We start from the raw sequence: 22,378 nt of genomic DNA, 5'->3' as shown, positions 1-22,378 counted from the left end.
GAGAGCACAACAATCGGCTGCACAGCGTGAGCAGGGCGTTAAACGTTCGAAGCGGTCATGGAGCTGTAGACAATGGAAACAAGAAAATCATCACGGCTCATAATCGTTGACGAATCAGGACGGTTATTGCTGTTTTTATACAATGACGAGCACCAGTCTCCGTTTTGGGCAACAGTGGGAGGAGAGCTGTTGCCTGGCGAAGGCTATGTCGATGCTGCTAAGCGAGAGCTCTATGAGGAAACGGGGCTAATACAGGACGTTGGAGAGGTGCTAAGAGATCGTGATGAAGTATACGCAGTAGCGAGGTCGGTACCAGCTCGCTGGCTCGAAAAATACTTCTTAGTTAAATGGCCCTCAGGTGCAGATGTATTCGCAGCGAAATGGACGGATGAGGAAAAGAGTACCATTCAAAAATGGAGATGGTGGAGTTTAGCTGAAATGCGAGAAGAAAAAGCGTCTCAGTTCAAGCCAGAGTGGATTCCTGATTTACTTCGTTCCGTGCTACGTGAAAGCGATTAACAAGTAGCTCCATTTGAGCGCAAAGTGGCGCAAATGAGCCAGATGGTGTGAGTAATAGGAAATAGTCAGATGATTCGCGAGTATAGGCAAGCTGATATCGATCAAGTCTTAGCGATTTGGCTTACTGCTTCGATCGAAGCTCATAATTTCATCGAACCTCAATTTTGGGAGTCAAAGGTCAGTGAGATGCGGGATGTATACATTCCTGCATCGGAGACATTTGTACTGGAATATGAGAAGAAAATTAACGGATTCTATAGCCTATACGGAAACACTCTGGCTGCGATCTTTGTAGCTCCAGATTCACAGGGCAAGGGAATGGGAACGGCATTGCTTGATGACGCTAAAAATAGGCGAGACAGCTTGCGGCTCTCCGTTTACAAAGAGAATGTTCCTGGTCTCAATTTCTATGAAAAACATGGGTTTATTTTCCTTGATGAGCAAGTCGACGAGCATACTGGTCACCCTGAACTGATCATGGAGTATCACTCCTAAAATGTTCTTCGGTCGGATAAGTAATCCGCTGCGCTCCGTTGCCGCCAATTACCACGGTGTTAAGTGACTGAGGAAATACAGTGCAATTTTTTTAAAATCTGTTCGGAAAAAAGGAAGAGCCTGAACCTACAGTCACCATTGATGGGGCCGGTTCTTTGGCCCTGAGGACCACGAACCTTTTTGATTCGGCGAAATACATGGCAGTGAAGTTTACGTTGGCTGCGATACGTAAACACTTAGCAAGTCATATGGGTCCGAAGCGCGACTGGGATGCAAGCGTCATGAAAGATTCAAAGAAATTTTGGGACAACTGTGCAGAGAAATACATAAAAAGCCCTATCAAAGATGAAGCTACATATCAGCAGAAGTTGGCCATTACTCAAGCGTTCCTGAAATCGGACTGGAAGGTACTCGAGTTCGGATGTGGCAGTGGCGCGACCGCTATTTGGCACTCCGCTTATGTGAAACACGTTGTCGCGACGGATATATCCGGCAAGATGATAGAGGCGGCCCGACGAAAAGCCGCCGAGGCGGGTGCTGAAAATGTCACTTTTCAGCAAGGCACGCTAGACACCCTCGAATTTCAGGATGAAAGCTTCGACGCTGTTTTGGGGCTCAATGTGTTGCATCTTTTGGAGGATGTTGATGGCGCAATTGTTAACATTCGTCGACTTCTAAAAGAAGGTGGTGTTTTTGTTTCCAGCACATCGCTAATCGCAGAAATCAACTTGGTTTTTCGGTTGATGATCTCTGGCATGCAGTTGTTCGGTCTGGCTCCTTATGTCAGCCGACTTACCAAGAGTCAGCTTACTTCCAAGCTACTGAAATCAGGATTTACTATTGAACGAGAGTGGCAGACCAGTCATGAATCGATATTCTTAGTCGCTAGAAAAACATAGATGCCAACGAATGGCGGAGCGGTGACGGCTTTCCGCCGCGCGCTATGCTGAGAAGGAGCAATACATCGTGAAGAAGATCTGGATTGTTTTTGCCGTATTTGTTGTGACGACTGGGTGCAGCAGCAAGGCTGTGTATGACAATATCCAGCACAATAATCGACAGGAATGTAACAGTGCCCCTCCTGCCCAATATGAGGAATGTATAGAGCGCTCCAGTAAGACATACGAAGAGTACAAGCGGGAGCGTGAGGCGGTGATTGGGGAGGGTTGATTGGCTTCTGAGCGGTTTAATGAACCCTGACCCCATTCCTATTATACAGCCCATGCCCCGATGTGCCGCTCAACCCGGTCGCCTTCCTTGAGTCCCACCAGTATAGCCCAGTGATATCTCCCGGATTTGATCCGGCGCATTCTCAATGCGAACACAGGTGCTAACGGCAGGGGCAATCAGGTAAAGTCGGCCAATAGCTTACTCACCGTCAATCGGAGACCAAACATGAGTGATTCAACCTATACGCCTCCAAAGGTCTGGAAATGGGACAGCAGTAACGGTGGCAGGTTTGCCAACATTAATCGTCCCGTTGCCGGGCCTACCCACGACAAAGCGTTGCCGGTGGGGGAGCATCCATTCCAGCTGTATTCCCTGGCCACGCCCAATGGCGTGAAAGCGACGGTGATGTTTGAGGAGTTGCTGGAGAAGGGTATCAAAGAGGCAGAGTACGATGCCTGGCTGATCAACATCATGGAAGGAGATCAGTTCAGCAGCGGGTTTGTTGAGGTAAACCCGAATTCCAAGATTCCGGCGTTGCTGGACCGCAGCGAGAACCCGGCCGTGCGGGTGTTTGAATCCGGATCTATTCTTTTCTATCTGGCGGAAAAGTTCGGTGCCTTTTTACCAACAGACCGGGCCCGGCGCACAGAGACGATGAACTGGCTGTTCTGGCAGATGGCCAGCGCACCGATTTTGGGTGGTGGTTTCGGGCATTTTTATGCCTATGCCCCTGAAAAATACGAGTACCCGATCAACCGTTACACCATGGAGGTGAAGCGGCAACTGGATGTGCTGGATCGCCAGTTGGCGGATAACCAGTACATCGCCGGTGATGAATATACCATTGCCGATATGGCAATCTGGCCCTGGTATGGCTCGCTGGTGAAGAACACGGTGTACGAGGCGGCGGAGTTCCTGGAGGCCCACACCTACACGAACATTTTGCGTTGGACAGATGAGCTGGCCAAGCGCCCCGCAGTGCAGCGTGGCCGCATGGTAAACCGGGCCTGGGGTGAGCTGTCTTCCCAGCTGCACGAGCGGCATGATGCCAGTGACTTTGATTTGCGTACCCAGGACAAGCTGGACGGCGAAAAGTAAGGAGGAACAATGGCGCTACCTGCGGCGTTAACCGAAGACCAGATTTACCACCGTTGCCCGTTGGACAAGTTGAACTTTGAGACAACGGCAACGCTGGAGGAACTGGAACTTCCTTTTGGGCAGGAGCGCCTGCTGCGCGCGATGGAGTTTGGCGCCAGCATGGAGGCCAATGGTTTTAACCTGTTTGTGCTCGGCCCGTCCGGGGCCGGCAAGCATGAACTGGTCAGGCAGTTCCTCGATAAACATGCCTCAGGACAGCCGGTGCCTTCTGATTGGTGCCATGTTTTCAACTTCCAGCAATCCGATAAGCCGAACGCCATTGAGTTGCCGCCGGGTGAAGGCCGGCAGTTCAAGCGTGATATGAGTGACCTGGCGGCAGAACTTAAAACGGCTATTCCGGCTACCTTTGAAAGTGAGGAGTATCAGGCTCGCATTCAGGAGCTTCAGGAAGAGGTGACCCGTCGCCAGCAGAAAGGCCTGTTCGCCATTCAGGAAGAAGCCAACGCCAACAACATTGCCATGATCACAACTCCGGCCGGCTTTACCTTTGCGCCCATGCGTAACGGCGAAGTGATTGAGCCGGAGGAATACAAGACCTTCTCTGATGATGAGAAGGCGCTGGTGGAGGCCAAGGTTGAAGACCTGCAGAAGAAACTGCAGCAGGCTATCCAGCAAGTGCCGCGGCTGCGCAAGGAAGTGCGGGAGCGTATCCACGCTCTGAACGAAGAGATGGTTCAGCTGACCCTGGGCGGCCCCATTGGCGAATTGCGCGAGAAGTGGTCTCACCTGCCGGAGGTGGTTGCCTACCTGGATGCGGTTCGGGAAGACGTGGTAGAACACGCGGAAGCCTTCCAGGATAGTGAAAACGGCGCCCCCGCCGGGTTGCTCAATCGTTACCGGGTGAACCTGTTGGTGGACAATTCGGAAACGCAGGGGGCTCCGGTGGTGTATGAGGACCTGCCCAATCACCAGCACCTGACTGGTCAAATTGAGCATCGTGCTCACCAGGGTAACCTGTACACGGATTTCACATTGATCCGGGCCGGTTCGCTGCATCGGGCCAATGGCGGTTTTCTGATCCTGGATGCCCGCCGCATTCTGACCCAGCCCATGGCCTGGGAAAGCCTGAAGCGTATTCTGTTTTCCAATGAAATTCGTATTGAATCCCTGGAGCGCCTGTACGGCCTTGCCACTACCGTCAGTCAGCAGCCTGAACCGATCCCGCTTAAAGTGAAAGTGGTGCTGGTGGGCGACCGGACCCTGTATTACCTGTTGGCACACTACGACCCGGACTTCCTGGACCTGTTCAAGGTTGAGGCAGATTTTGAGGATGATCTGGACCGGGATGGAGAGAGCTATCAGCTCTACGCCAGAATGCTTGCCACCATGGCCAAATCTGTAAAGGCCCGGCCAATGGACAAGCCCGCCGTGGGGCGTTTGATTGAGCATGCCAGTCGCCTGGCTGGTGACCAGAATAAACTGACCGCCCATGACCGCGTATTGAAAGACCTGCTCAGCGAGGCAAATCACTGGGCTGCCCGTGCCGACAGCAAGCACATTGGCATCGGGCACATTCAACAGGCGATTGATGAGCGGGAGTTCCGCGCCAGCCGCATTCGGGAACGAAGCCTGGAGCAGATCTACCGGGGTGTGGTGATGATTGCCACAGACGGTGAGCAGGCGGGGCAGGTGAATGGCTTGTCTGTGTTGCAGATAGGTGCCACCCGTTTTGGTCAGCCTACCCGCATCACGGCCACCGCCCGGCCCGGCAAAGGCCAGGTGGTGGATATTGAGCGTGAGGCGAAACTTGGCGGGCCCATTCACAGTAAGGCGGTGATGATCTTGTCCCGCTTTCTGGCAGGCCGCTATGCGCCCATGGGTGATTTATCCCTGTCTGCGAGCCTGGCCTTCGAGCAATCCTACGGGGGCGTGGAAGGCGACTCCGCCTCGGTAGCGGAAACCTGCGTGTTGTTATCGGCTATTACCGGTGTGCCGTTGAAACAGTCGTTGGCGGTGACCGGCTCCATGAACCAGCACGGTGAGGTTCAGGCAGTGGGTGGGGTGAATGAGAAAATCGAGGGTTTCTTCAATGTCTGCAAGAAAAACGGTGGGGTAAATGGCCACGGCGTTTTGCTGCCCGCCAGTAACGTTGAGCACCTGATGTTGAATGAAGAGGTGCGCACGGCGGTTAGGGAGGGCGTGTTTGCTATTTACCCGATGACCCACATTGATCAGGCCATTGAGCTGATGACCGGCATGGCGCCAGGCTCGCCTGATGATGAGGGCGGTTATCCGGATGGGAGCTTCAACCGTCGCGTGGCTGATCGTTTGGCTGAGTATGCAAAGGTAGGGCAAAAGAAGGAAGACGCCCAGGATAACGACAGCGGAGGCAAGAACGGTGACCGCTGAGCAACAGCTACCGGTTGAGCCAGTGGGCCGGGTGCTGATTCTGTTGGATGGTTCAAGGTTAAGTTTGGCGGCTCTGGAAGCCGCGGCGGACATTGCTCATGCGCGCAAAGCCGAAGTGCTGGGGGTGTTCGTCGAAGAGGTGAACCTGTTGCGTAGCGCGGGTTATGGGTTCACAAGGGAAGTGGGCAGAAATTCCGGCGTCGCGCGGCCAATGGACCTTGCGGCTATTGAGGCCCGGATGCGCTCGCTGGCTGAGCAGGCGAAAAGATCGCTGGAGCGTGCCATGGCGCAACGGGGGCTTGCCCAGGCGCTAACCTTGTGTCGTGGCCGTGTGGCAGATGAAGTACTGAATCTGGCGCGGCCGGGGGATTTGCTGGTGTTAGGCCGCGTGGGCTGGTCTGGCAGTCCGGGCTCTCGCCTTGGGTCCACGGCCAGGGTTCTGGTGAGCCAGGCGCTCGGGGATGTGTTGTTGTGGGCCGATCCGCCCATGCGGTCCCGAAATCGCATTGTGGTGTTGCTGAATCACGATCAAGGGGCGAACCATCGGGCTGTCAGGGTTGGCGCTGAGCTGGCAAGGCATAACCGGCAGCCGTTGACGATCCTGGTGCGAACCGAAACCGGCCGTGATGAGCGTATCACCGAGGATTTGCGGGCCTATATGGAAAGCGAAGGTATTACCGCCCGGGTCAGTTTCTTGCCCATGGCCAGTGCCGGAGCTGTTGCACGGGTGATCAGGGAGGAAGGCGCCTCGCAACTGGTGCTTAGCCGGCAGTGCAGTCTGTTCCGTGAGCAGGGTGCAGACACCCTGCTGATTGAAATGAACCTGCCGGTGACGGTAACACCCTGAAGCCAGAGGAGAATCATGCGATTTTCCGGTCGCCGGCTTTGCTCAACACCTCGGTGATTTCCTCGGTTGACAGGGTTTCGTGTTTCATCACCGCCTTGGCCAAGGCGTCCAACTCCTTGCGGTGTTCCTTGAGGAAGTTGACGGTGTAGGATTCCAGGTCCATGAGTTGCGACTGGATTTCCGAATCAATCAGGTCGGCCAGCTTTTCACTGTACTCCCGGGGGGCACCCATCTCCCGTCCCAGGAATACATGCTCCTCACCGATACCCAGTCCCAGTGGGCCCACTTTCTCACTCATGCCCCACTGGCCGATCATTCGGCGCAGCAATTTTGTGGCTTCTTTAAGATCGTTCTGGGCACCGGTGCTGACTTCGCCATAGATGATTTTCTCGGCGGAGCGGCCGCCCAGCATCACTTTGATGCGATCCCGCAGGTAGCTTTCGGTGTAGTTGTATTTGTCTTCCCGAGGAGTTTGTTCGGTTACGCCCATGGCCATGCCATGGGGGATAATGGTGATCTTGGTGAGTGGGTCGGCCTTGGGCATGTAATAGGCCATGATGGCGTGTCCGCACTCGTGGTAGGCCACCACTTCCCGTTCTTCCGGCGTTAGCTGGGCATCCCGCTCCTCGCCCAGAATCAGTCGGTCCCGGGCCTGCTCAAAGCAGTGGGCGTTAACCTCGTCCAGATTTTCCCTGGCGGCGGTCAGGGCCGCTTCGTTGACCAGGTTTTTCAGGTCTGCGCCGGAGAAACCGGTGGTGCGGGTCGATAACTGCGCAAGGTCCACATCGGCGGCCAGCGGCACTTTGCGCACGTGCACTTTGAGGATGGCTTCCCGGGCCTCTTTGTGCGGGCGATCCAGGGTGATCTTGCGGTCGAACCGGCCGGGGCGGAGCAGGGCGCTGTCCAGTACGTCCGGGCGGTTGGTGGCTGCCAGCACCAAAACATTCTCGTGGGCTTCGAAGCCATCCATCTCGGTCAGGATCTGGTTCAGGGTCTGTTCCCGTTCATCGTGTCCGCCGCCCAGGCCTGCGCCCCGGGAGCGGCCAATGGCATCCAGCTCGTCGATGAAGATCAGTGCGGGTGCCTCCTTGCGGGCATTCTGGAACATGTCCCGAACCCGTGCGGCACCCACGCCAACAAACATCTCGATAAATTCCGAGGCGCTGATGCTGAAGAAGGGTACTTCCGCCTCGCCAGCAATGGCCCTCGCCAACAGGGTTTTACCGGTTCCAGGCGGCCCCACCAGCAGCACGCCTTTGGGCATGACCGCCCCGAGGCGCCGGTATTTCTCGGGCGATTTCAGGAAGTCGATGATCTCCGCAATGTCGCGCTTGGCGGATTCTATGCCTGCCACGTCATCCAGGGTGGTAGTTGAGGTTTCCTTGCGAGCCCGGCGGGCCCGGGACTTGGCATAGTCGAATGGTCCGCCACCTTGGGTCATTCGTTTTTGTGCCGCCCCCCAGAACCAGAACATCAGCGCCAGCAACAGTATCCAGGGCAGGAAGCCAAGAATCAGGTCCTGCCACCAGGGCCGGCCCGATGGCGCACCACGAATGACAACCTCTTGCCGCTCCAGCAATGACAGCAGATCCGGATCGTCAACCGGTGGCCGTAACGTCAGGAAATTCTCTGTGCTGCGCCCGGTATCGGAACTGAACCGGGCGGCACCGGCCTCGGTAAACCGGCCACGGATTTCTTCGTTGCGCAGGGTGACTTCCTGCACCTGCCCGTTCAGTACCGCTTCTTTAAACTCGGAATAGGCCAGTTCCTGCTGCTGCGGGCGACCGGTGTCCTGTAGCCACAAAAACATCAGGAAAAAGGCAGCGCTCAGCCACAGGAATGAATACTGGTTCGGTATGGCTGGTTGAGGCTTGTCGTTGTTATCGGGTTTGCCTGGTTCGTTCGGGTTGGTCATCTCGGCCTCCGGTCGCCCTCCATGATCTTGGCCACGAACACCGATTTTCCGTAGGTTTCGAAAGACCACTTCATGGTATCGGACAGCACAGTCATTACTTCATCATAGTCGCCGAAAATTTCGGTGCTCATACGCCCAGGATAGACTTCCAGGCCGGTTTGTTTCAGGCGATCAATCAGATCCCAGATCGGTTGCTTGTAATCGTCTTTAAGCGGATAACAGCTCAGCTGTACAGAAAGATACATGATTTGCCTCCCAAACAGTCTGAGGCGGGTCAATTCCCGCCCGGTTAAAAGCCCATCGCCGATGACGTGCTCCGGCGTGGATCGGCACCGCCGTAGAGGGTGCCATCGTCTCCAATCATAATACTCTGGATAGCGCCCATGGCGGCGCTGGTGGTGACCTCATGGCCTTTGGCCTCCAGCAGGCGGATGGTGTCCGGGCTGATGCCCTGTTCCATGCGGATTTCATCAGGCAGCCACTGATGGTGGATGCGGGGCGCGGCAACAGCGGTCTGGATGTTCATGTTGTGGTCTATCACATTCATCAGAACCTGCAGGGTGGTGGTGATAATGCGGGAGCCGCCCGGGCTGCCGGTTACCAGGACGTTGCGGTTGTCTTTGCGCACCACGGTCGGAGACATGGAGCTGAGCATGCGTTTGCCCGGTTCGATCTTGTTGGCCTTGCCGCCAATCAGGCCGTAGGCGTTGGGTTCTCCGGGCTTGGCGCTGAAGTCGTCCATTTCATTGTTCAACAGGAAGCCGGCTCCGGCCACGGTAATGCCGGACCCATAGCTAAAGTTGATGGTGTAGGTGTTGGATACCGCATTGCCCCAGCGGTCGACTACGGAAAAATGCGTTGTCTCGGGGCTTTCGAAGGCAGCCGGCTGGCCGGGTTTAATGTCGCTGGCGGGCCGTGCTTTTTTGGGGTTGATGCCCTTTCTCAGCTCAGCCGCATAGGCCTTGCTGGTCAGCCCGTTCAGGGGGACATCCACGAAATCGGTATCGCCCAGGTATTCTGCCCGGTCGGCGTAGGCCAGTTTCATGGCCTCGGCCATATGATGAATGGTCGCAGCGGAATTGTGGCCCATATCTGAGATAGGGAAGCCCTCCAGGATGTTGAGGATCTGGATGATATGGGTGCCGCCGGAGGAGGGTGGCGACATGGAGTAGATGTCGTAACCACGATATTGGCCATGTACCGGTTGCCGGACGGCGGGCCGATAGGCTTTGAGGTCATCCAGGGTGATCAGGCCATCGTGGCGTTGCATCTCATCAACAATCAACTGGGCGGTCTTCCCCTGGTAAAAACCCGCTGGGCCATGCTCTGCAATGCGTTTAAGGGTGTCAGCCAGGTCGGGTTGTCTGAATAGTTCACCTGGTTGCGGTGCCGAACCGTCCTCCTTATAAAAGGTCGCCTTGGTAGCGGGCCAGCGTTGCAGGCGTTCTCTGGCTTGTTCCAGGCCTTCGGTGAAACGATGGGGAACCACGAAGCCCTCTTGCGCAAGCTGGATGGCCGGGGCCAAGGCTTCCTTTAATGAGAGAGTGCCGTGTCGTTCCAATGCCAGGGCCAGGCCGGCGACCGTGCCGGGAACGCCAGCGGCCTGGTGGCTGAAGCGGCTGCGTTGGCTGATGACGTTGCCCTCGTCATCCTGGAACATGGTTTCGCTGGCGCCGGCCGGGGCGGTTTCCCGGTAGTCGATGGCTTCTGGCGCGCTGCCGTCACCGGGCGCATATAAAAGAAAGCCGCCACCACCGATGTTGCCGGAGCGGGGCTGGGTTACCGCCAAAGCAAAACCGGCGGCGACCGCGGCATCCATGGCGTTGCCACCGTCTTTGAGAACCTGCAGGGCCACCTCGCTGGCCAGGGTGTGACTGGTGGCTACCATGCCCTGAGTGGCCTGAACCGGGTGGAATCGCTCGCCCTCAAGGATGGCCTGATTGCTGGCGTAGGCGGCATTCAGTACCAGTAACGCTATCAATGCTGTTGTCAGGCCCCACAGGCGCCTCAGTGGAATTCTTGGCCGGGGGCTGTGGATCACTCTGTGTGTCATTGGATTCCTCGTTTCTGGCTGCCAGATAGGCTATCATAGCCGGTCATTTTTACCGGTGCGCTCAGGCACGCCACCGCAGGCGGATGTCTGTGGTTTTCCGGCGCACCCGCTTTCCCGGATTCAAGTTAAGGAAAGGCTTAATGGAGCATACCTATCGTCTTGTTATTTCCTGCCCGGACCGGGTAGGGATTGTTGCCAAGGTGAGTAATTTTCTGTCCACCTACAACGGCTGGATTACCGAGGCGAGCCACCATTCAGACACTCAGTCTGGCTGGTTCTTTATGCGTCACGAGATCAAGGCTGAGTCGATCCCCTTCGGGCTTGATCAGTTCCGCGCCGCGTTCGAACCGATTGCCCGCGAATTCAACATGCGCTGGCACATCGCCGATTCCGCCCGGCCCAAACGCGTCATCCTGATGTGCAGCAAAGAATCACACTGTCTGGCGGACCTCCTGCACCGCTGGCACAGCAAGGAACTGAACGCCGAAATGGTGGCGGTTATTTCCAACCACGATGACCTTCGCCGGATGGTGGAATGGCACGATATTCCCTATCACCATATACCGGTCAGTAAGGAAAACAAGGCAGAAGCTTTTGCTCACATTGAAGAGCTTTTCCAGAAGTACGATGCCGACGTGGTGGTGCTGGCCCGTTACATGCAGATTCTGCCGGCGGAGCTTTGCGAAAAGTACGCTGGCAAGGTGATCAACATTCACCACAGCTTCCTGCCGTCGTTTGCCGGGGCCCGCCCGTATCACCAGGCCTACAGTCGGGGTGTGAAGCTGATCGGGGCCACCTGCCACTACGTGACCCAGGACCTGGACGAAGGTCCGATCATTGAGCAGGACGTGATTCGCATCAGCCACAGCGATTCCATTGAAGACATGGTTCGCCTGGGCAAAGACGTTGAAAAGAACGTGCTGGCCCGTGGTCTTCGGTCTCATATCGAAGACCGCGTGATTACCTACGAAAACAAGACCGTAGTGTTCGATTAAGGCTGTGCCACAGTCGCCCCTCGGGGCAGTGGACTGTGGTATGCTTGGCGGCTTGTTGAAGAATAAAGACGGGGCCCGGAAACGGCCCCGGTACGACTTCCAGATAACGCAAAGGAACCTTTCTCGATGGGTGAGTTAGCCAAAGAGATCCTGCCGGTCAATATTGAAGACGAATTGAAGCAGTCCTACCTAGATTACGCCATGAGCGTTATCGTCGGCCGGGCTCTGCCAGACGTGCGTGACGGCCTCAAGCCGGTGCACCGTCGGGTGCTGTTCGCCATGTCCGAGTTGGGTAACGACTGGAACAAGGCATACAAGAAATCCGCCCGTGTGGTGGGTGACGTTATCGGTAAATATCACCCCCATGGTGACTCAGCCGTTTACGACACCATTGTTCGTATGGCCCAGCCGTTCTCCTTACGCTACCCGCTGGTGGATGGTCAGGGTAACTTCGGGTCCATCGACGGCGACAACGCCGCCGCGATGCGTTACACCGAAATCCGCATGGAGAAAATTGCCCATTCGCTGCTGGCGGACCTGGACAAGGAAACCGTGGATTTCGTCGACAACTACGACGGCACCGAGCGTATTCCGGAAGTCCTGCCTACCCGTGTACCGAACCTGCTGGTCAATGGTTCTTCCGGTATTGCCGTAGGTATGGCGACCAACATTCCGCCCCACAACCTGACCGAAGTGGTCAATGGTTGTCTGGCGCTGATTGATAACCCGGACCTGTCCATCGACGAGCTGATGGAGTTCATTCCGGGCCCGGATTTCCCGACCCAGGGCATCATCAACGGCCGTGCCGGTATCGTTGAAGCCTACCGCACTGGTCGTGGCCGCATTTACATCCGCGCCCGCCACGAGATTGAGCACGACAAGAAAACCAATCGTGACGCCATCATCATCACCGAACTGCCGTACCAGCTGAACAAGGCCCGGTTGATCGAAAAGATTGCTGAACTGGTCAAGGAAAAGCGCCTGGAAGGCATCACGGAGCTGCGTGATGAATCCAACAAGGAAGGCATCCGGGTGGTAATCGAGCTTCGTCGTGGTGAAAACCCCGAAGTGATCGTGAACAATCTGTTCGCCCACACTCAGCTGCAAACCGTGTTCGGTATCAACATGGTAGCGCTGATCAACGGCGAGCCGAAGATTCTGAACCTGAAGGAAATGCTCGATGCGTTCGTTCGCCACCGCCGTGAAGTGGTGACGCGCCGGACCATCTATGAGCTGCGCAAGGCCCGCGAGCGCGGCCATATCCTGGAAGGTCTGACGGTTGCCCTCGCCAACATCGATGAAATGATCGAGCTGATCAAGGCATCACCGAGCTCTGTGGAAGCCAAAGAAAAGCTGATGTCCAAGGGCTGGGTGCCGGGTGATGTTCTGGCCATGCTGGAGCGTGCCGGTGAAGACGCCTGCCGCCCGGATGATCTGCCGGAGATCTACGGCCTGCGCGATGGCCTGTATTACCTGTCTCCGGAGCAGACCCAGGCCATTCTGGATATGCGTCTGCACCGCCTGACCGGTCTGGAAACCGAAAAACTCCAGAACGAGTACAAGGACATCCTCGAGAAGATCGCCGGCCTGCTGGAAATCCTGGCAGACCCGGACCGCCTGATGCAGGTCATCCGTGAAGAGCTGGAAGCCGTGGTAGCCGAGTTCGGTGACGAACGCCGCACCGAGATCACCAGCTCGCAGCGCGACCTGACCATTGCTGACCTGATTGATGAAGAAGACCTGGTGGTCACCATTTCCCACAGCGGTTACGCCAAGACCCAGGCCGTGGAAGATTACCAGGCCCAGCGCCGTGGAGGCCGGGGCAAGGCGGCAACCTCGATGAAAGACGAAGACTTTATCGAGAAGCTGCTGGTGGCCAACTCCCACGATACGATTTTGTGTTTCTCTAACCGTGGCAAAGTGTATTGGCTGCGGGTGTTCGAGATTCCCCGGGGCAGCCGTGGTTCCCGTGGTCGGCCGATGGTCAACATTCTGCCGCTGGAAGAAGATGAACGTATCACTACGTTCCTGCCGGTGCGGGATTACCCGGAAGATCAGTTTGTGCTGATGGCCACCTCTGCCGGTGTGGTCAAGAAAACCCCGCTGCCGAACTTCTCCCGTCCGCGCAGCAGTGGTCTGATTGCTTTGAACCTGGACGAAGGCGATACCCTGATTGGCGCGGCCATTACCGATGGTTCCGCCGAAGTGATGCTGTTTTCCACTGCGGGCAAAGCCGTTCGTTTCCAGGAGGAGCAGGTACGCCCGATGAGCCGGACCGCCCGTGGTGTACGTGGTATCAAGATGCCGGAAGGCCACCATGTGGTGTCCCTGATCATCCCGCAGGAAGGCGGTGTGATTCTTACTGCCAGTGAGCACGGCTATGGCAAGCGTACCGCCATTGATGAGTTCCCGGCATACAGCCGTGGCAGTCAGGGCGTTATCGCCATGCAGTGTTCAGAGCGTAACGGCAACCTGGTGACGGCGCTTCAGCTGTTTGAAGGCGACGAGATGATGCTGATCTCCGACAAGGGCACCCTGGTGCGTACCCGCACTGATGAGGTTTCGGTGCTCAGCCGCAACACCCAGGGTGTGCGCCTGATTCGCCTGTCTCAGGAAGATGAGCGCCTGGTGGGTGTGGAGCGTATTGCAGAGTCTGATGACGACGACGTCGAAGTAGAAGGCGAGGAAACCGAAGAATGAGCAGGGCGTTTAATTTCTGTGCCGGACCGGCCACCTTGCCGGAAGCCGTGCTGAAGCAGGCTCGTGACGAGATGCTGGATTGGCGTGGCACCGGTATGTCGGTTATGGAAATGAGCCATCGTAGTGACGAGTTTGTGGCCATTGCCGATGCGGCTGAGAAGGACCTTCGGGAACTTGCAGGCATTTCAGATGATTACGCCGTACTCTTCATGCAGGGTGGAGCTTCCAGTCAGTTCTCCACCATTCCGCTGAACCTGCTGGGTGACAAGTCCTCGGCCGATTACGTGAACACCGGTATCTGGTCCAAAAAGGCCATTGCTGAGGCCAAGCGCTATGGTAACGTGAATGTGGTGGCCAGCTCCGAGGATGGCGGGTTTACCTCCATTCCGGATCAGTCAACCTGGAACACCCGTGCCGACGCCGCTTACCTGCACTACACCCCCAATGAAACCATCGGTGGCCTGGAATACGACTTCATTCCGGACAGCGGCAGGGTGCCGCTGGTGGCGGATATGTCGTCCACCATGCTGTCTCGCCCGGTGGATATCAACAAGTTCGGGCTGATTTACGCTGGCGCCCAGAAGAACATCGGGCCGTCGGGCCTGGTGGTGGTCATTATCCGCAAAGACTTGCTGGGTAAGGCTCGTAAGGAAACGCCGACCATGATGAACTATCAGGTCATCGCGGATAACGGCTCCATGTACAACACCCCGGCCACCTATTCCTGGTACCTGTCTGGCCTGGTGTTCAAATGGCTGAAAGAGCAGGGCGGCGTCAAGGCCATGGGCGAAATCAACGCCCGTAAAGCCCGGAAGTTGTATGACTTTATCGACACCAATGATTTCTACGCCAACCCCATTGAGCCGCGCTTCCGTTCCTGGATGAACATACCGTTTACCCTGGCGGACGATACTCTCAATGGTGAGTTCCTGAAAGGTGCAGAAGCGCGCCGGTTGCTCAACTTGCAGGGGCACCGCTCTGTGGGTGGTATGCGCGCCAGTATCTACAACGCCATGCCGGAAGAGGGCGTGGATGCGTTGATTGACTATATGGCGGAATTTGCGAAGGAGCGGGGCTGATCATGACGGATGAGAAGACCCGCCTGGGCGAACTGCGGGACGAAATAGACAGCCTTGATCAGCAGATCATGCAGTTGATCAGCGCTCGCGCCAAGTGTGCCCAGGAAGTGGCCAATGTGAAGATGGCTGCCAATCCTGGCCAGAACGTGTTCTTCTACCGTCCCGAACGGGAAGCCCAGGTGCTGCGCCGCATCAAGGAGCAGAACCCGGGGCCGCTGCCGGCCGAAGAGATGGCCCGATTGTTCCGGGAAATCATGTCTGCCTGCCTGGCGCTGGAAAAACCGATGCACATCGCGTTCCTGGGGCCCTTGGGCACCTTTACCCAGGCGGCGGCGCTCAAACACTTTGGCCATTCGGTTATCAGCGTCCCGCTGCCAGCCATTGACGCAGTGTTCCGTGAGGTGGAATCCGGTGCGGCCCAATACGGTGTGGTGCCGGTGGAGAACTCCACCGAAGGCATGGTCAACCACACGCTGGATATGTTTATTTCCTCGCCGTTGAAGATTTGCGGTGAGGTGCAGCTGCGCATACACCACCATTTGCTGGTCGCCCCCAAACACAAAGACCAGGACATTACCCGCATCTATTCCCATCAGCAGTCGTTTGCCCAGTGCCGCCAGTGGCTGGATACGCACCGCTACGGCATTGAGCGAATCACCGTTTCCAGCAATGCGGAAGCAGCCCGCCGTGCGGCGGAGGAGCCCGGCTCCGCCGCGATTGCCGGCGATATGGCCGCCGAGCTGTACGGCCTCGAAAAGCTGTCCAGCAGCATTGAGGACCGCCCGGACAACACCACCCGCTTCCTTATTATCGGGCGCGAAGAGGTGCCGGCCAGCGGCCAGGACAAGTCATCCGTACTGGTGTCCATGCGCAACAAACCTGGCGCCCTGTATGCGGTGCTGGAGCCTTTCCATCGCCATGGCATCAGCTTGACTCGCATCGAAACCCGGCCGTCGCCCAGTGGTACCTGGGCCTATGTGTTCTACATCGATTTCGAGGGGCACGTGGAAGATGAGCAGGTAAAGAAAGTGTTGTCAGAAATCGACCAGGAAGCCGTGGAGCTGAAGCGCCTGGGCTCCTATCCCATCGGCGTGCTTTGATTCCTGAACAGACCTCAACGGGAGGAAAGTTGAATGGCAGTGGATTACCAGAGTCTTGCGGTAAAAGGTGTTCAGGCTCTGTCTCCGTATCAGCCCGGTAAGCCCATTGAGGAGCTTGCCCGGGAACTGGGGTTGAATCCCGCGGAGATCATCAAGCTGGCCAGCAACGAGAACCCTCTGGGGCCCAGCGAGAAGGCCCTGGCGGCCGCTCGTAAAGCGCTGGAAGAACTTTGCCTGTACCCTGATGGCAACGGCTTTGAGCTGAAACAGGCACTGGCCAACCGGTTCGGCGTGGGTATGGATCAGATTACCTTGGGTAACGGCTCTAATGATGTGCTCGAGGTGATTGCCCGCTGTTTTGCCGACACCGAGAGTGAAGTGGTGTTTTCCCAATATGCCTTTGCGGTTTATCCCATCGTTACCCAGGCCATTGGTGCCAAAGGGGTGCCGGTTCCCGCCAAAGAGTGGGGGCACGATCTGGATGCCATGGCGGCGGCGGTGACCGAACGCACCAAGCTGGTGTTTGTGGCCAACCCCAACAATCCTACCGGAACCGTGCATACCGCCAGAGCCATTGAGTCGTTTCTGGATAAAATCCCGGAGCGGGTGCTGGTGGTTTTGGATGAAGCCTACTGCGAGTACCTGACCGGCGAGGAATACCCGGATGGCATCAAGCTACTTGAACGTTATCCGAACCTGATCGTCTGTCGCACCTTCTCCAAAGCCTGGGGCCTGGCCGCGTTACGGGTTGGCTATGCCATAAGCTCGCCCGCCATTGCTGATATCCTGAACCGGGTGCGGCAGCCGTTTAATGTTGACTCGGTCGCCCTTGCGGCGGCCACGGCGGTTTTGCAGGATGAAGCCTATCTGAATCGTTCCCGGGAAGTGAATGCGGCTGGCCTGCGTCAGCTATCGGAAGCCTTTGAATTAATAGGCCTGCCTTATATCCCATCTGCGGGTAATTTTATTGCCGTTGAAGTGGGTGATCAGGCCCAGGGAATCTATCAGTCGCTACTGTCTCATGGTGTGATTGTTCGCCCGATTGCCGGCTATGGCATGCCGCTTCACCTGCGGGTGTCGGTGGGGCTCCCAGAGGAAAACGAGCGATTCCTGGATGCCTTGTCCCAGTCCCTGGCGGCTGCCGGGCAGGGGGGCTGAGGTGGCTGATAACCAGCCTCTTTTTCAGCGTGTTGCTGTCATTGGCCTTGGGCTGATAGGTGGTTCCCTCGCCAGCGCCATTCGCAGCCACAACCTGGCGCGGGTTGTCGTGGGCTTTGATCAAAAACCGGAAGACGCGGCACTGGGCGTGGACCTCGGTGTTATTGACCAGGCAGCGACCACCCTGGAACAGGCGGTGCGAGGCAGTGATCTGGTGGTCCTGGCCGTGCCGGTGCGGGCAACGCGGGTGGTGCTTGAACAGATAAGACCCTGGCTGGCGAGTGACGCAGTGTTGACCGATGTCGGCAGCACCAAGTCCAGTTTCGTCGCAGATGTTAAAGCCGTATTCGGCAAACTGTCGCCAAGAGTGATCCCCGGGCATCCGATTGCCGGCTCAGAGAAAAGTGGTATCCGGGCGGCCAACCCGGACCTGTTCGCCAATCACAAAGTCATTCTGACCCCGGCCGACGATGCCGATGCGGCGGCGCTTTCAGGGCTAACGGCTCTGTGGGAGGGCACCGGTGCAACGGTCCTGACCATGTCGGTGGCGTATCACGACGAAGTGTTGGCGGCCACCAGTCATTTGCCCCATCTCATTGCTTTTTCCCTGGTGGACACCCTGGCGGGCGAAGACCAGAATATGGACATTTTCCGGTACGCCGCCGGTGGCTTCCGGGACTTCACCCGCATTGCCGCCAGTGATCCGGTAATGTGGCATGACATTTTTTTGTCAAACCGCGATGCCGTGTTGCGCGTGATTGATCATTTTACCCAAGACCTGGATCAGCTCAGGGCGGCCATTGCCAATGGCGATGGCGCAACCCTGCTGCGGGTTTTCAGTCGCGCCAAAGCGGCGCGGGAACATTTTTCGAAGATGCTTTCAGGACAGGCTTACGTGACTAACAATACCGACAAGCAGGTTATTTTTTCTATGCAGCCCGGCGGTACCGTTCGGGGTGACATTCGGGTTCCGGGTGACAAATCCATGTCGCACCGGTCGATCATGCTGGGTGCCCTGGCCGAAGGTATTACCGAGGTGAAGGGCTTTCTGGAAGGCGAAGACAGCCTGGCCACCTTGCAGGCATTCAGGGATATGGGCGTAACCATTGAGGGCCCGGAAGACGGCTTCGTGCGCATTCATGGCGTGGGTATGCACGGGCTCCAGGCACCGCGCGGCCCTCTGTACCTGGGTAACTCCGGTACGGCTATGCGCCTGTTCTCTGGCCTGCTGGCGGCGCAGCCGTTTGACTCCGAGTTAACCGGCGATGCCAGCTTGTCCAAGCGCCCAATGGGCCGGGTTGCTGACCCGCTGCGTGCGATGGGTGCGGTGATTGATACCGCCGAGGGTGGTCGCCCACCGCTCAGGATCCGCGGCGGTAACCCGTTGACCGGTATCCACTATGAAATGCCGGTTGCCAGTGCCCAGGTCAAGTCCTGCCTGCTGCTGGCGGGCCTGTACGCCGAAGGCGTGACGTCGGTAACTGAACCCGCACCGACCCGTGACCATACCGAACGAATGCTGGAGGGCTTCGGTTACCACGTTCACCGCGATGGTGCCACAGCCAGCGTCACCGGTGGTGGCAAGCTGACTGCCTGCGCCATTGACGTGCCGGCGGATATTTCCTCGGCGGCATTCTTCCTGGTGGCGGCGAGTATCGCACCGGATTCCGACCTGACCCTGCGCCATGTTGGCATGAACCCGACACGGGTAGGGGTGATCAATATCCTTCGCCAGATGGGTGCCAACATTGAGGTACTCGAAGAGCGGGTGATTGGCGGCGAGCCCGTGGCTGACCTGCGTGTTCGGTCCGCAGAGCTGCGCGGTATTGATATTCCGGAAGACCAGGTGCCGCTGGCGATCGACGAATTTCCGGTGCTGTTTATTGCTGCAACCTGCGCCAAGGGCCGCACCGTGTTGCGTGGGGCAGAAGAGCTTCGGGTAAAAGAAAGTGACAGGATTCAGGTCATGGCGGACGGGCTTGCGGCTCTGGGCGTTGAAACCACGGTTACTCCGGATGGTATTGTCATCGAGGGCGGCCAGACCATTGGTGGCGGCACGGTTGAAAGCCATGAAGATCACCGGATCTCCATGTCGTTCGCCGTTGCCTCTCTGCGAGCCACTGGCCCTATCCGCATCAACGATTGTGCAAATGTGGCTACGTCGTTCCCGGGCTTTGTTGACCTGGCCAAACAGACTGGCATTCAAATCAGTACAGAAGGCGAGTTTTAATGACCCAAAGCAAGGCACCGGTAATCGCCGTTGATGGTCCCGGAGGTTCCGGTAAAGGTACCATCACTCAGATGCTGGCCAGAAAGCTTGGCTGGCATCTGCTCGACAGTGGGGCGCTTTATCGGTTGACGGCATTGGCGGCTATGCGACAGGGCGTGGCATTGAATGACGAAGCCGGTCTGGTAAAGGTGGCGGCCACCCTGGATGTGGCTTTCGAGCCCACCGGCGAAGGCCACCCGGTAAAGGTGGTGCTGGCAGGTGAGGACGTAACCTCGGAAATCCGCACTGAAACCTGTGGCGACAATGCCTCAAAGGTGGCGGTGATACAGCCGGTGCGGGATGCGCTGTTGCAACGCCAGCGGGATTTTCGGCAGCTGCCCGGGCTGGTGGCAGATGGTCGGGATATGGGAACGGTGGTTTTCCCCGATGCGCCGGTAAAGATATTCCTGACCGCCAGTGCCGAGGAGCGGGCGCGGCGCCGTTATAATCAGTTGAAGCAAGCAGGGGTCGATGTTAACATTGACGCCCTTTTGGAAGAGATACGGGTGCGTGACGATCGGGATATGAACCGGTCAGCGGCCCCTCTCAAGCCTGCAGATGATGCGCAAGTCATTGATTCTACGGGTTTGAGTATAGAAGAGGTGTTAGACAGGTGTATGGCCGCAGCAGGTCAGGCCTGACTACACCTTTTTGTTGTTGGAATGCCGGAAACAGCGCTAAATTGCCAGCCGCTGGCTGATTCCGGAAATCGTTAACAGACCGTGTTGCTGGCGGCACGGAGCACACTTGCGTTGATCATATAGGGCACATAATGAGCGAGAGCTTTGCGGATCTTTTCGAAGAAAGTTTGAAAGAAATCGATATGCAACCAGGTTCCATTGTTCAGGGAACCGTTGTAGACGTCGATAACGACTGGGTCACCGTTAACGCCGGACTGAAGTCCGAAGGCGTTATCCCCGCCTCCCAGTTCCTGAACGAAAAAGGCGAGTTGGAAGTAGCTATCGGCGACGTTGTCGATGTGGCTCTCGATGCAGTTGAAGACGGTTTCGGTGAAACCCGTCTGTCCCGTGAGAAGGCCAAGCGCGCTGAAGCCTGGAAGGTACTTGAGAAGTCCTTCGAAGCGGAAGAAGTGGTCAAGGGTATTATCAATGGCAAGGTCAAAGGTGGTTTCACTGTTGATCTGGCTGGCATCCGTGCCTTCCTGCCGGGTTCCCTGGTAGACGTTCGTCCGGTTCGCGACACTGCGCACCTGGAGAACAAAGAACTCGAATTCAAGGTTATCAAGCTGGACCAGAAGCGTAACAACGTGGTTGTTTCCCGCCGCGCCGTTCTGGAAGCTGAAAACAGCGAGCAGCGCGAAGCTCTGCTGGAAACCCTGACCGAAGGTCTGGAAATCAAGGGTATCGTCAAGAACCTGACCGACTACGGCGCGTTCGTAGATCTGGGCGGTGTTGACGGCCTGCTGCACATCACCGATATGGCCTGGAAGCGCATCAAGCATCCGAGCGAAATCGTGAATGTGGGCGACGAAATCAATGTTAAGGTCCTGAAGTTTGATCGCGAGCGTAACCGCGTATCTCTGGGTCTGAAGCAGCTGGGTGAAGATCCGTGGGTAGAAATCAAGGCCCGTTACCCTGAAGGTGCCAAGGTTACTGCACGCGTTACCAACCTGACTGACTACGGCTGCTTTGCCGAGCTGGAAGAGGGTGTTGAAGGTCTGGTTCACGTATCCGAAATGGATTGGACCAACAAGAACATCCATCCGTCCAAGGTTGTTCAGGTAGGCGACGAAGTTGAAGTGATGATCCTGGATATCGACGAAGAGCGTCGTCGTATTTCCCTGGGCATCAAGCAGTGCGTTGCCAACCCGTGGGAAGACTTCTCCGGCAAGTTCAACAAGGGCGACCGTATCTCCGGCAAGATCAAGTCAATCACTGACTTCGGTATCTTCATCGGCCTGGACGGTGGCATCGACGGTCTGGTTCACCTGTCTGACATCAGCTGGAACGAGACTGGCGAAGAAGCCGTTCGCGAGTACAAGAAAGGCGACGAAGTTGAAACCGTTATCCTGTCTGTTGATCCAGAGCGCGAGCGCATCTCCCTGGGTATCAAGCAACTGGAAAGCGATCCGTTCGCCGAGTTCGTTCAGCTGAACGACAAGGGCTCCATCGTTAAGGGTACTGTTTCTGCAGTAGACGCCAAAGGCGCTACCATTGCCCTGAACGAGGAAGTTGAGGCGGTACTGAAGGCTTCTGAAATCAGCCGTGACCGCGTTGAAGACGCGCGTAACGTTCTGAAAGAAGGCGAAGAAGTTGAAGCGAAGATCATCAGCATCGATCGCAAGAACCGCGTAATCAACCTGTCTGTCAAGTCCAAAGACGTTGAAGACGACAAGCAGGCTCTGGAAAACGTACGTAGCAAAACTGCAGAATCCTCTGGTGCGACCACCATCGGTGATCTGATCAAAGAGCAGATGCAGCAGCAAAACGCCAATAAGGATTAATTTTCCGGTTGGCATCAAAAAAACGGGCTCTAAGAGCCCGTTTTTTTTGTGTTTTTTTCTGGTTTGGCTAAACTAGAGGCACTGGGACCCGGTAATTGACTGCGGAA

Annotated in this window: 18 protein-coding genes; 15 read left to right on the top strand and 3 right to left on the bottom strand. The window is 56.7% G+C overall.

All coding sequences use genetic code 11. The features are described 5' to 3' along the window. Positions 1–72: 72 nt before the first annotated feature. The 7 genes from RVM24_RS07445 to RVM24_RS07415 all read left to right on the top strand — a co-directional run bounded on the left by RVM24_RS07445 (position 73) and on the right by RVM24_RS07415 (position 6,538). Complete coding sequence (locus tag RVM24_RS07445) at positions 73–519, top strand: NUDIX hydrolase (RefSeq protein ID WP_286922074.1); 447 nt, start codon at positions 73–75, stop codon at positions 517–519. A 69-nt stretch (positions 520–588) separates the two neighbouring features. Continuing rightward, on the top strand, positions 589–1,014 hold the full coding sequence (locus RVM24_RS07440; protein ID WP_286922075.1) for an N-acetyltransferase: 426 nt from the start codon (positions 589–591) through the stop codon (positions 1,012–1,014). Positions 1,015–1,211: 197 nt separating this feature from the next. After that, a complete protein-coding gene (locus RVM24_RS07435; RefSeq protein ID WP_431475188.1) occupies positions 1,212–1,913 on the top strand; it encodes a class I SAM-dependent methyltransferase in 702 nt (233 codons plus the stop codon). Positions 1,914–1,980: 67 nt separating this feature from the next. Next, the gene (locus RVM24_RS07430) at positions 1,981–2,184 is read left to right on the top strand and encodes a hypothetical protein (RefSeq protein ID WP_286922077.1); all 204 of its coding nucleotides are present in this window, start codon (positions 1,981–1,983) and stop codon (positions 2,182–2,184) included. A 225-nt stretch (positions 2,185–2,409) separates the two neighbouring features. Then, positions 2,410–3,282 carry a glutathione-dependent disulfide-bond oxidoreductase gene (gene yghU / locus RVM24_RS07425; protein ID WP_061332729.1) on the top strand — a complete coding sequence of 291 codons (873 nt, stop codon included), beginning with the start codon at positions 2,410–2,412 and terminating at the stop codon, positions 3,280–3,282. A 9-nt stretch (positions 3,283–3,291) separates the two neighbouring features. Further along, positions 3,292–5,691 carry a Lon protease family protein gene (locus RVM24_RS07420; protein ID WP_431475187.1) on the top strand — a complete coding sequence of 800 codons (2,400 nt, stop codon included), beginning with the start codon at positions 3,292–3,294 and terminating at the stop codon, positions 5,689–5,691. After that, entirely contained in the window at positions 5,681–6,538 is an 858-nt protein-coding gene (locus tag RVM24_RS07415) for a universal stress protein (protein ID WP_431475186.1), read from the top strand. Before RVM24_RS07420 ends, RVM24_RS07415 begins: the two co-directional genes overlap by 11 nt. 13 nt (positions 6,539–6,551) lie before the next feature. Here the strand turns inward: RVM24_RS07415 and ftsH are convergent, their stop codons facing one another. From ftsH to ggt, 3 genes are read right to left on the bottom strand one after another with little or no spacing between them, the layout of a single operon-like run. Next, a complete protein-coding gene (gene ftsH, locus RVM24_RS07410) occupies positions 6,552–8,453 on the bottom strand; it encodes an ATP-dependent zinc metalloprotease FtsH (RefSeq protein WP_431475185.1) in 1,902 nt (633 codons plus the stop codon). Beyond that, the gene (locus RVM24_RS07405; RefSeq protein WP_061332734.1) at positions 8,450–8,698 is read right to left on the bottom strand and encodes a YkoF family thiamine/hydroxymethylpyrimidine-binding protein; all 249 of its coding nucleotides are present in this window, start codon (positions 8,696–8,698) and stop codon (positions 8,450–8,452) included. The genes ftsH and RVM24_RS07405 overlap by 4 nt, the downstream gene beginning before the upstream one ends. Positions 8,699–8,742: 44 nt before the next feature. Continuing rightward, a complete protein-coding gene (gene ggt, locus RVM24_RS07400) occupies positions 8,743–10,506 on the bottom strand; it encodes a gamma-glutamyltransferase (protein ID WP_431475184.1) in 1,764 nt (587 codons plus the stop codon). A 140-nt stretch (positions 10,507–10,646) separates the two neighbouring features. Between ggt and purU the strand changes: the two genes are divergently transcribed. From purU to rpsA, 8 genes are all read left to right on the top strand, one after another. Next, positions 10,647–11,501: a formyltetrahydrofolate deformylase gene (gene purU / locus RVM24_RS07395; protein WP_058090533.1), complete on the top strand. Its 855-nt coding sequence runs from the start codon at positions 10,647–10,649 to the stop codon at positions 11,499–11,501. A gap of 126 nt (positions 11,502–11,627) precedes the next feature. Continuing rightward, positions 11,628–14,201 carry a DNA gyrase subunit A gene (gene gyrA / locus RVM24_RS07390; protein WP_138437600.1) on the top strand — a complete coding sequence of 858 codons (2,574 nt, stop codon included), beginning with the start codon at positions 11,628–11,630 and terminating at the stop codon, positions 14,199–14,201. Beyond that, positions 14,198–15,280, top strand: coding sequence for a 3-phosphoserine/phosphohydroxythreonine transaminase (serC, locus tag RVM24_RS07385; RefSeq protein ID WP_061332737.1), 1,083 nt, complete (start codon positions 14,198–14,200; stop codon positions 15,278–15,280). Before gyrA ends, serC begins: the two co-directional genes overlap by 4 nt. A 2-nt stretch (positions 15,281–15,282) precedes the next feature. Beyond that, entirely contained in the window at positions 15,283–16,380 is a 1,098-nt protein-coding gene (gene pheA, locus RVM24_RS07380) for a prephenate dehydratase (protein WP_061332738.1), read from the top strand. Between the two features lie 33 nt (positions 16,381–16,413). Continuing rightward, the gene (gene hisC, locus RVM24_RS07375) at positions 16,414–17,538 is read left to right on the top strand and encodes a histidinol-phosphate transaminase (RefSeq protein WP_061332739.1); all 1,125 of its coding nucleotides are present in this window, start codon (positions 16,414–16,416) and stop codon (positions 17,536–17,538) included. Between the two features lies 1 nt (position 17,539). Next, a complete protein-coding gene (locus RVM24_RS07370) occupies positions 17,540–19,768 on the top strand; it encodes a bifunctional prephenate dehydrogenase/3-phosphoshikimate 1-carboxyvinyltransferase (RefSeq protein ID WP_156471763.1) in 2,229 nt (742 codons plus the stop codon). Continuing rightward, positions 19,768–20,448, top strand: a complete 681-nt coding sequence (gene cmk / locus RVM24_RS07365) for a (d)CMP kinase (protein ID WP_061332741.1) — start codon at positions 19,768–19,770, stop codon at positions 20,446–20,448. Before RVM24_RS07370 ends, cmk begins: the two co-directional genes overlap by 1 nt. Before the next feature lie 131 nt (positions 20,449–20,579). After that, positions 20,580–22,271, top strand: coding sequence for a 30S ribosomal protein S1 (gene rpsA / locus RVM24_RS07360; RefSeq protein WP_058090540.1), 1,692 nt, complete (start codon positions 20,580–20,582; stop codon positions 22,269–22,271). The last annotated feature ends 107 nt before the right edge of the window (positions 22,272–22,378 follow it).

The sequence above is a fragment of the Marinobacter sp. KM021 genome (genome assembly GCF_050707965.1).
Taxonomy (GTDB): Bacteria; Pseudomonadota; Gammaproteobacteria; order Pseudomonadales; family Oleiphilaceae; genus Marinobacter; species Marinobacter shengliensis.
Note: the sequence above shows the minus strand (reverse complement) of the source record. Positions and strands in the feature narration are given on the sequence as shown.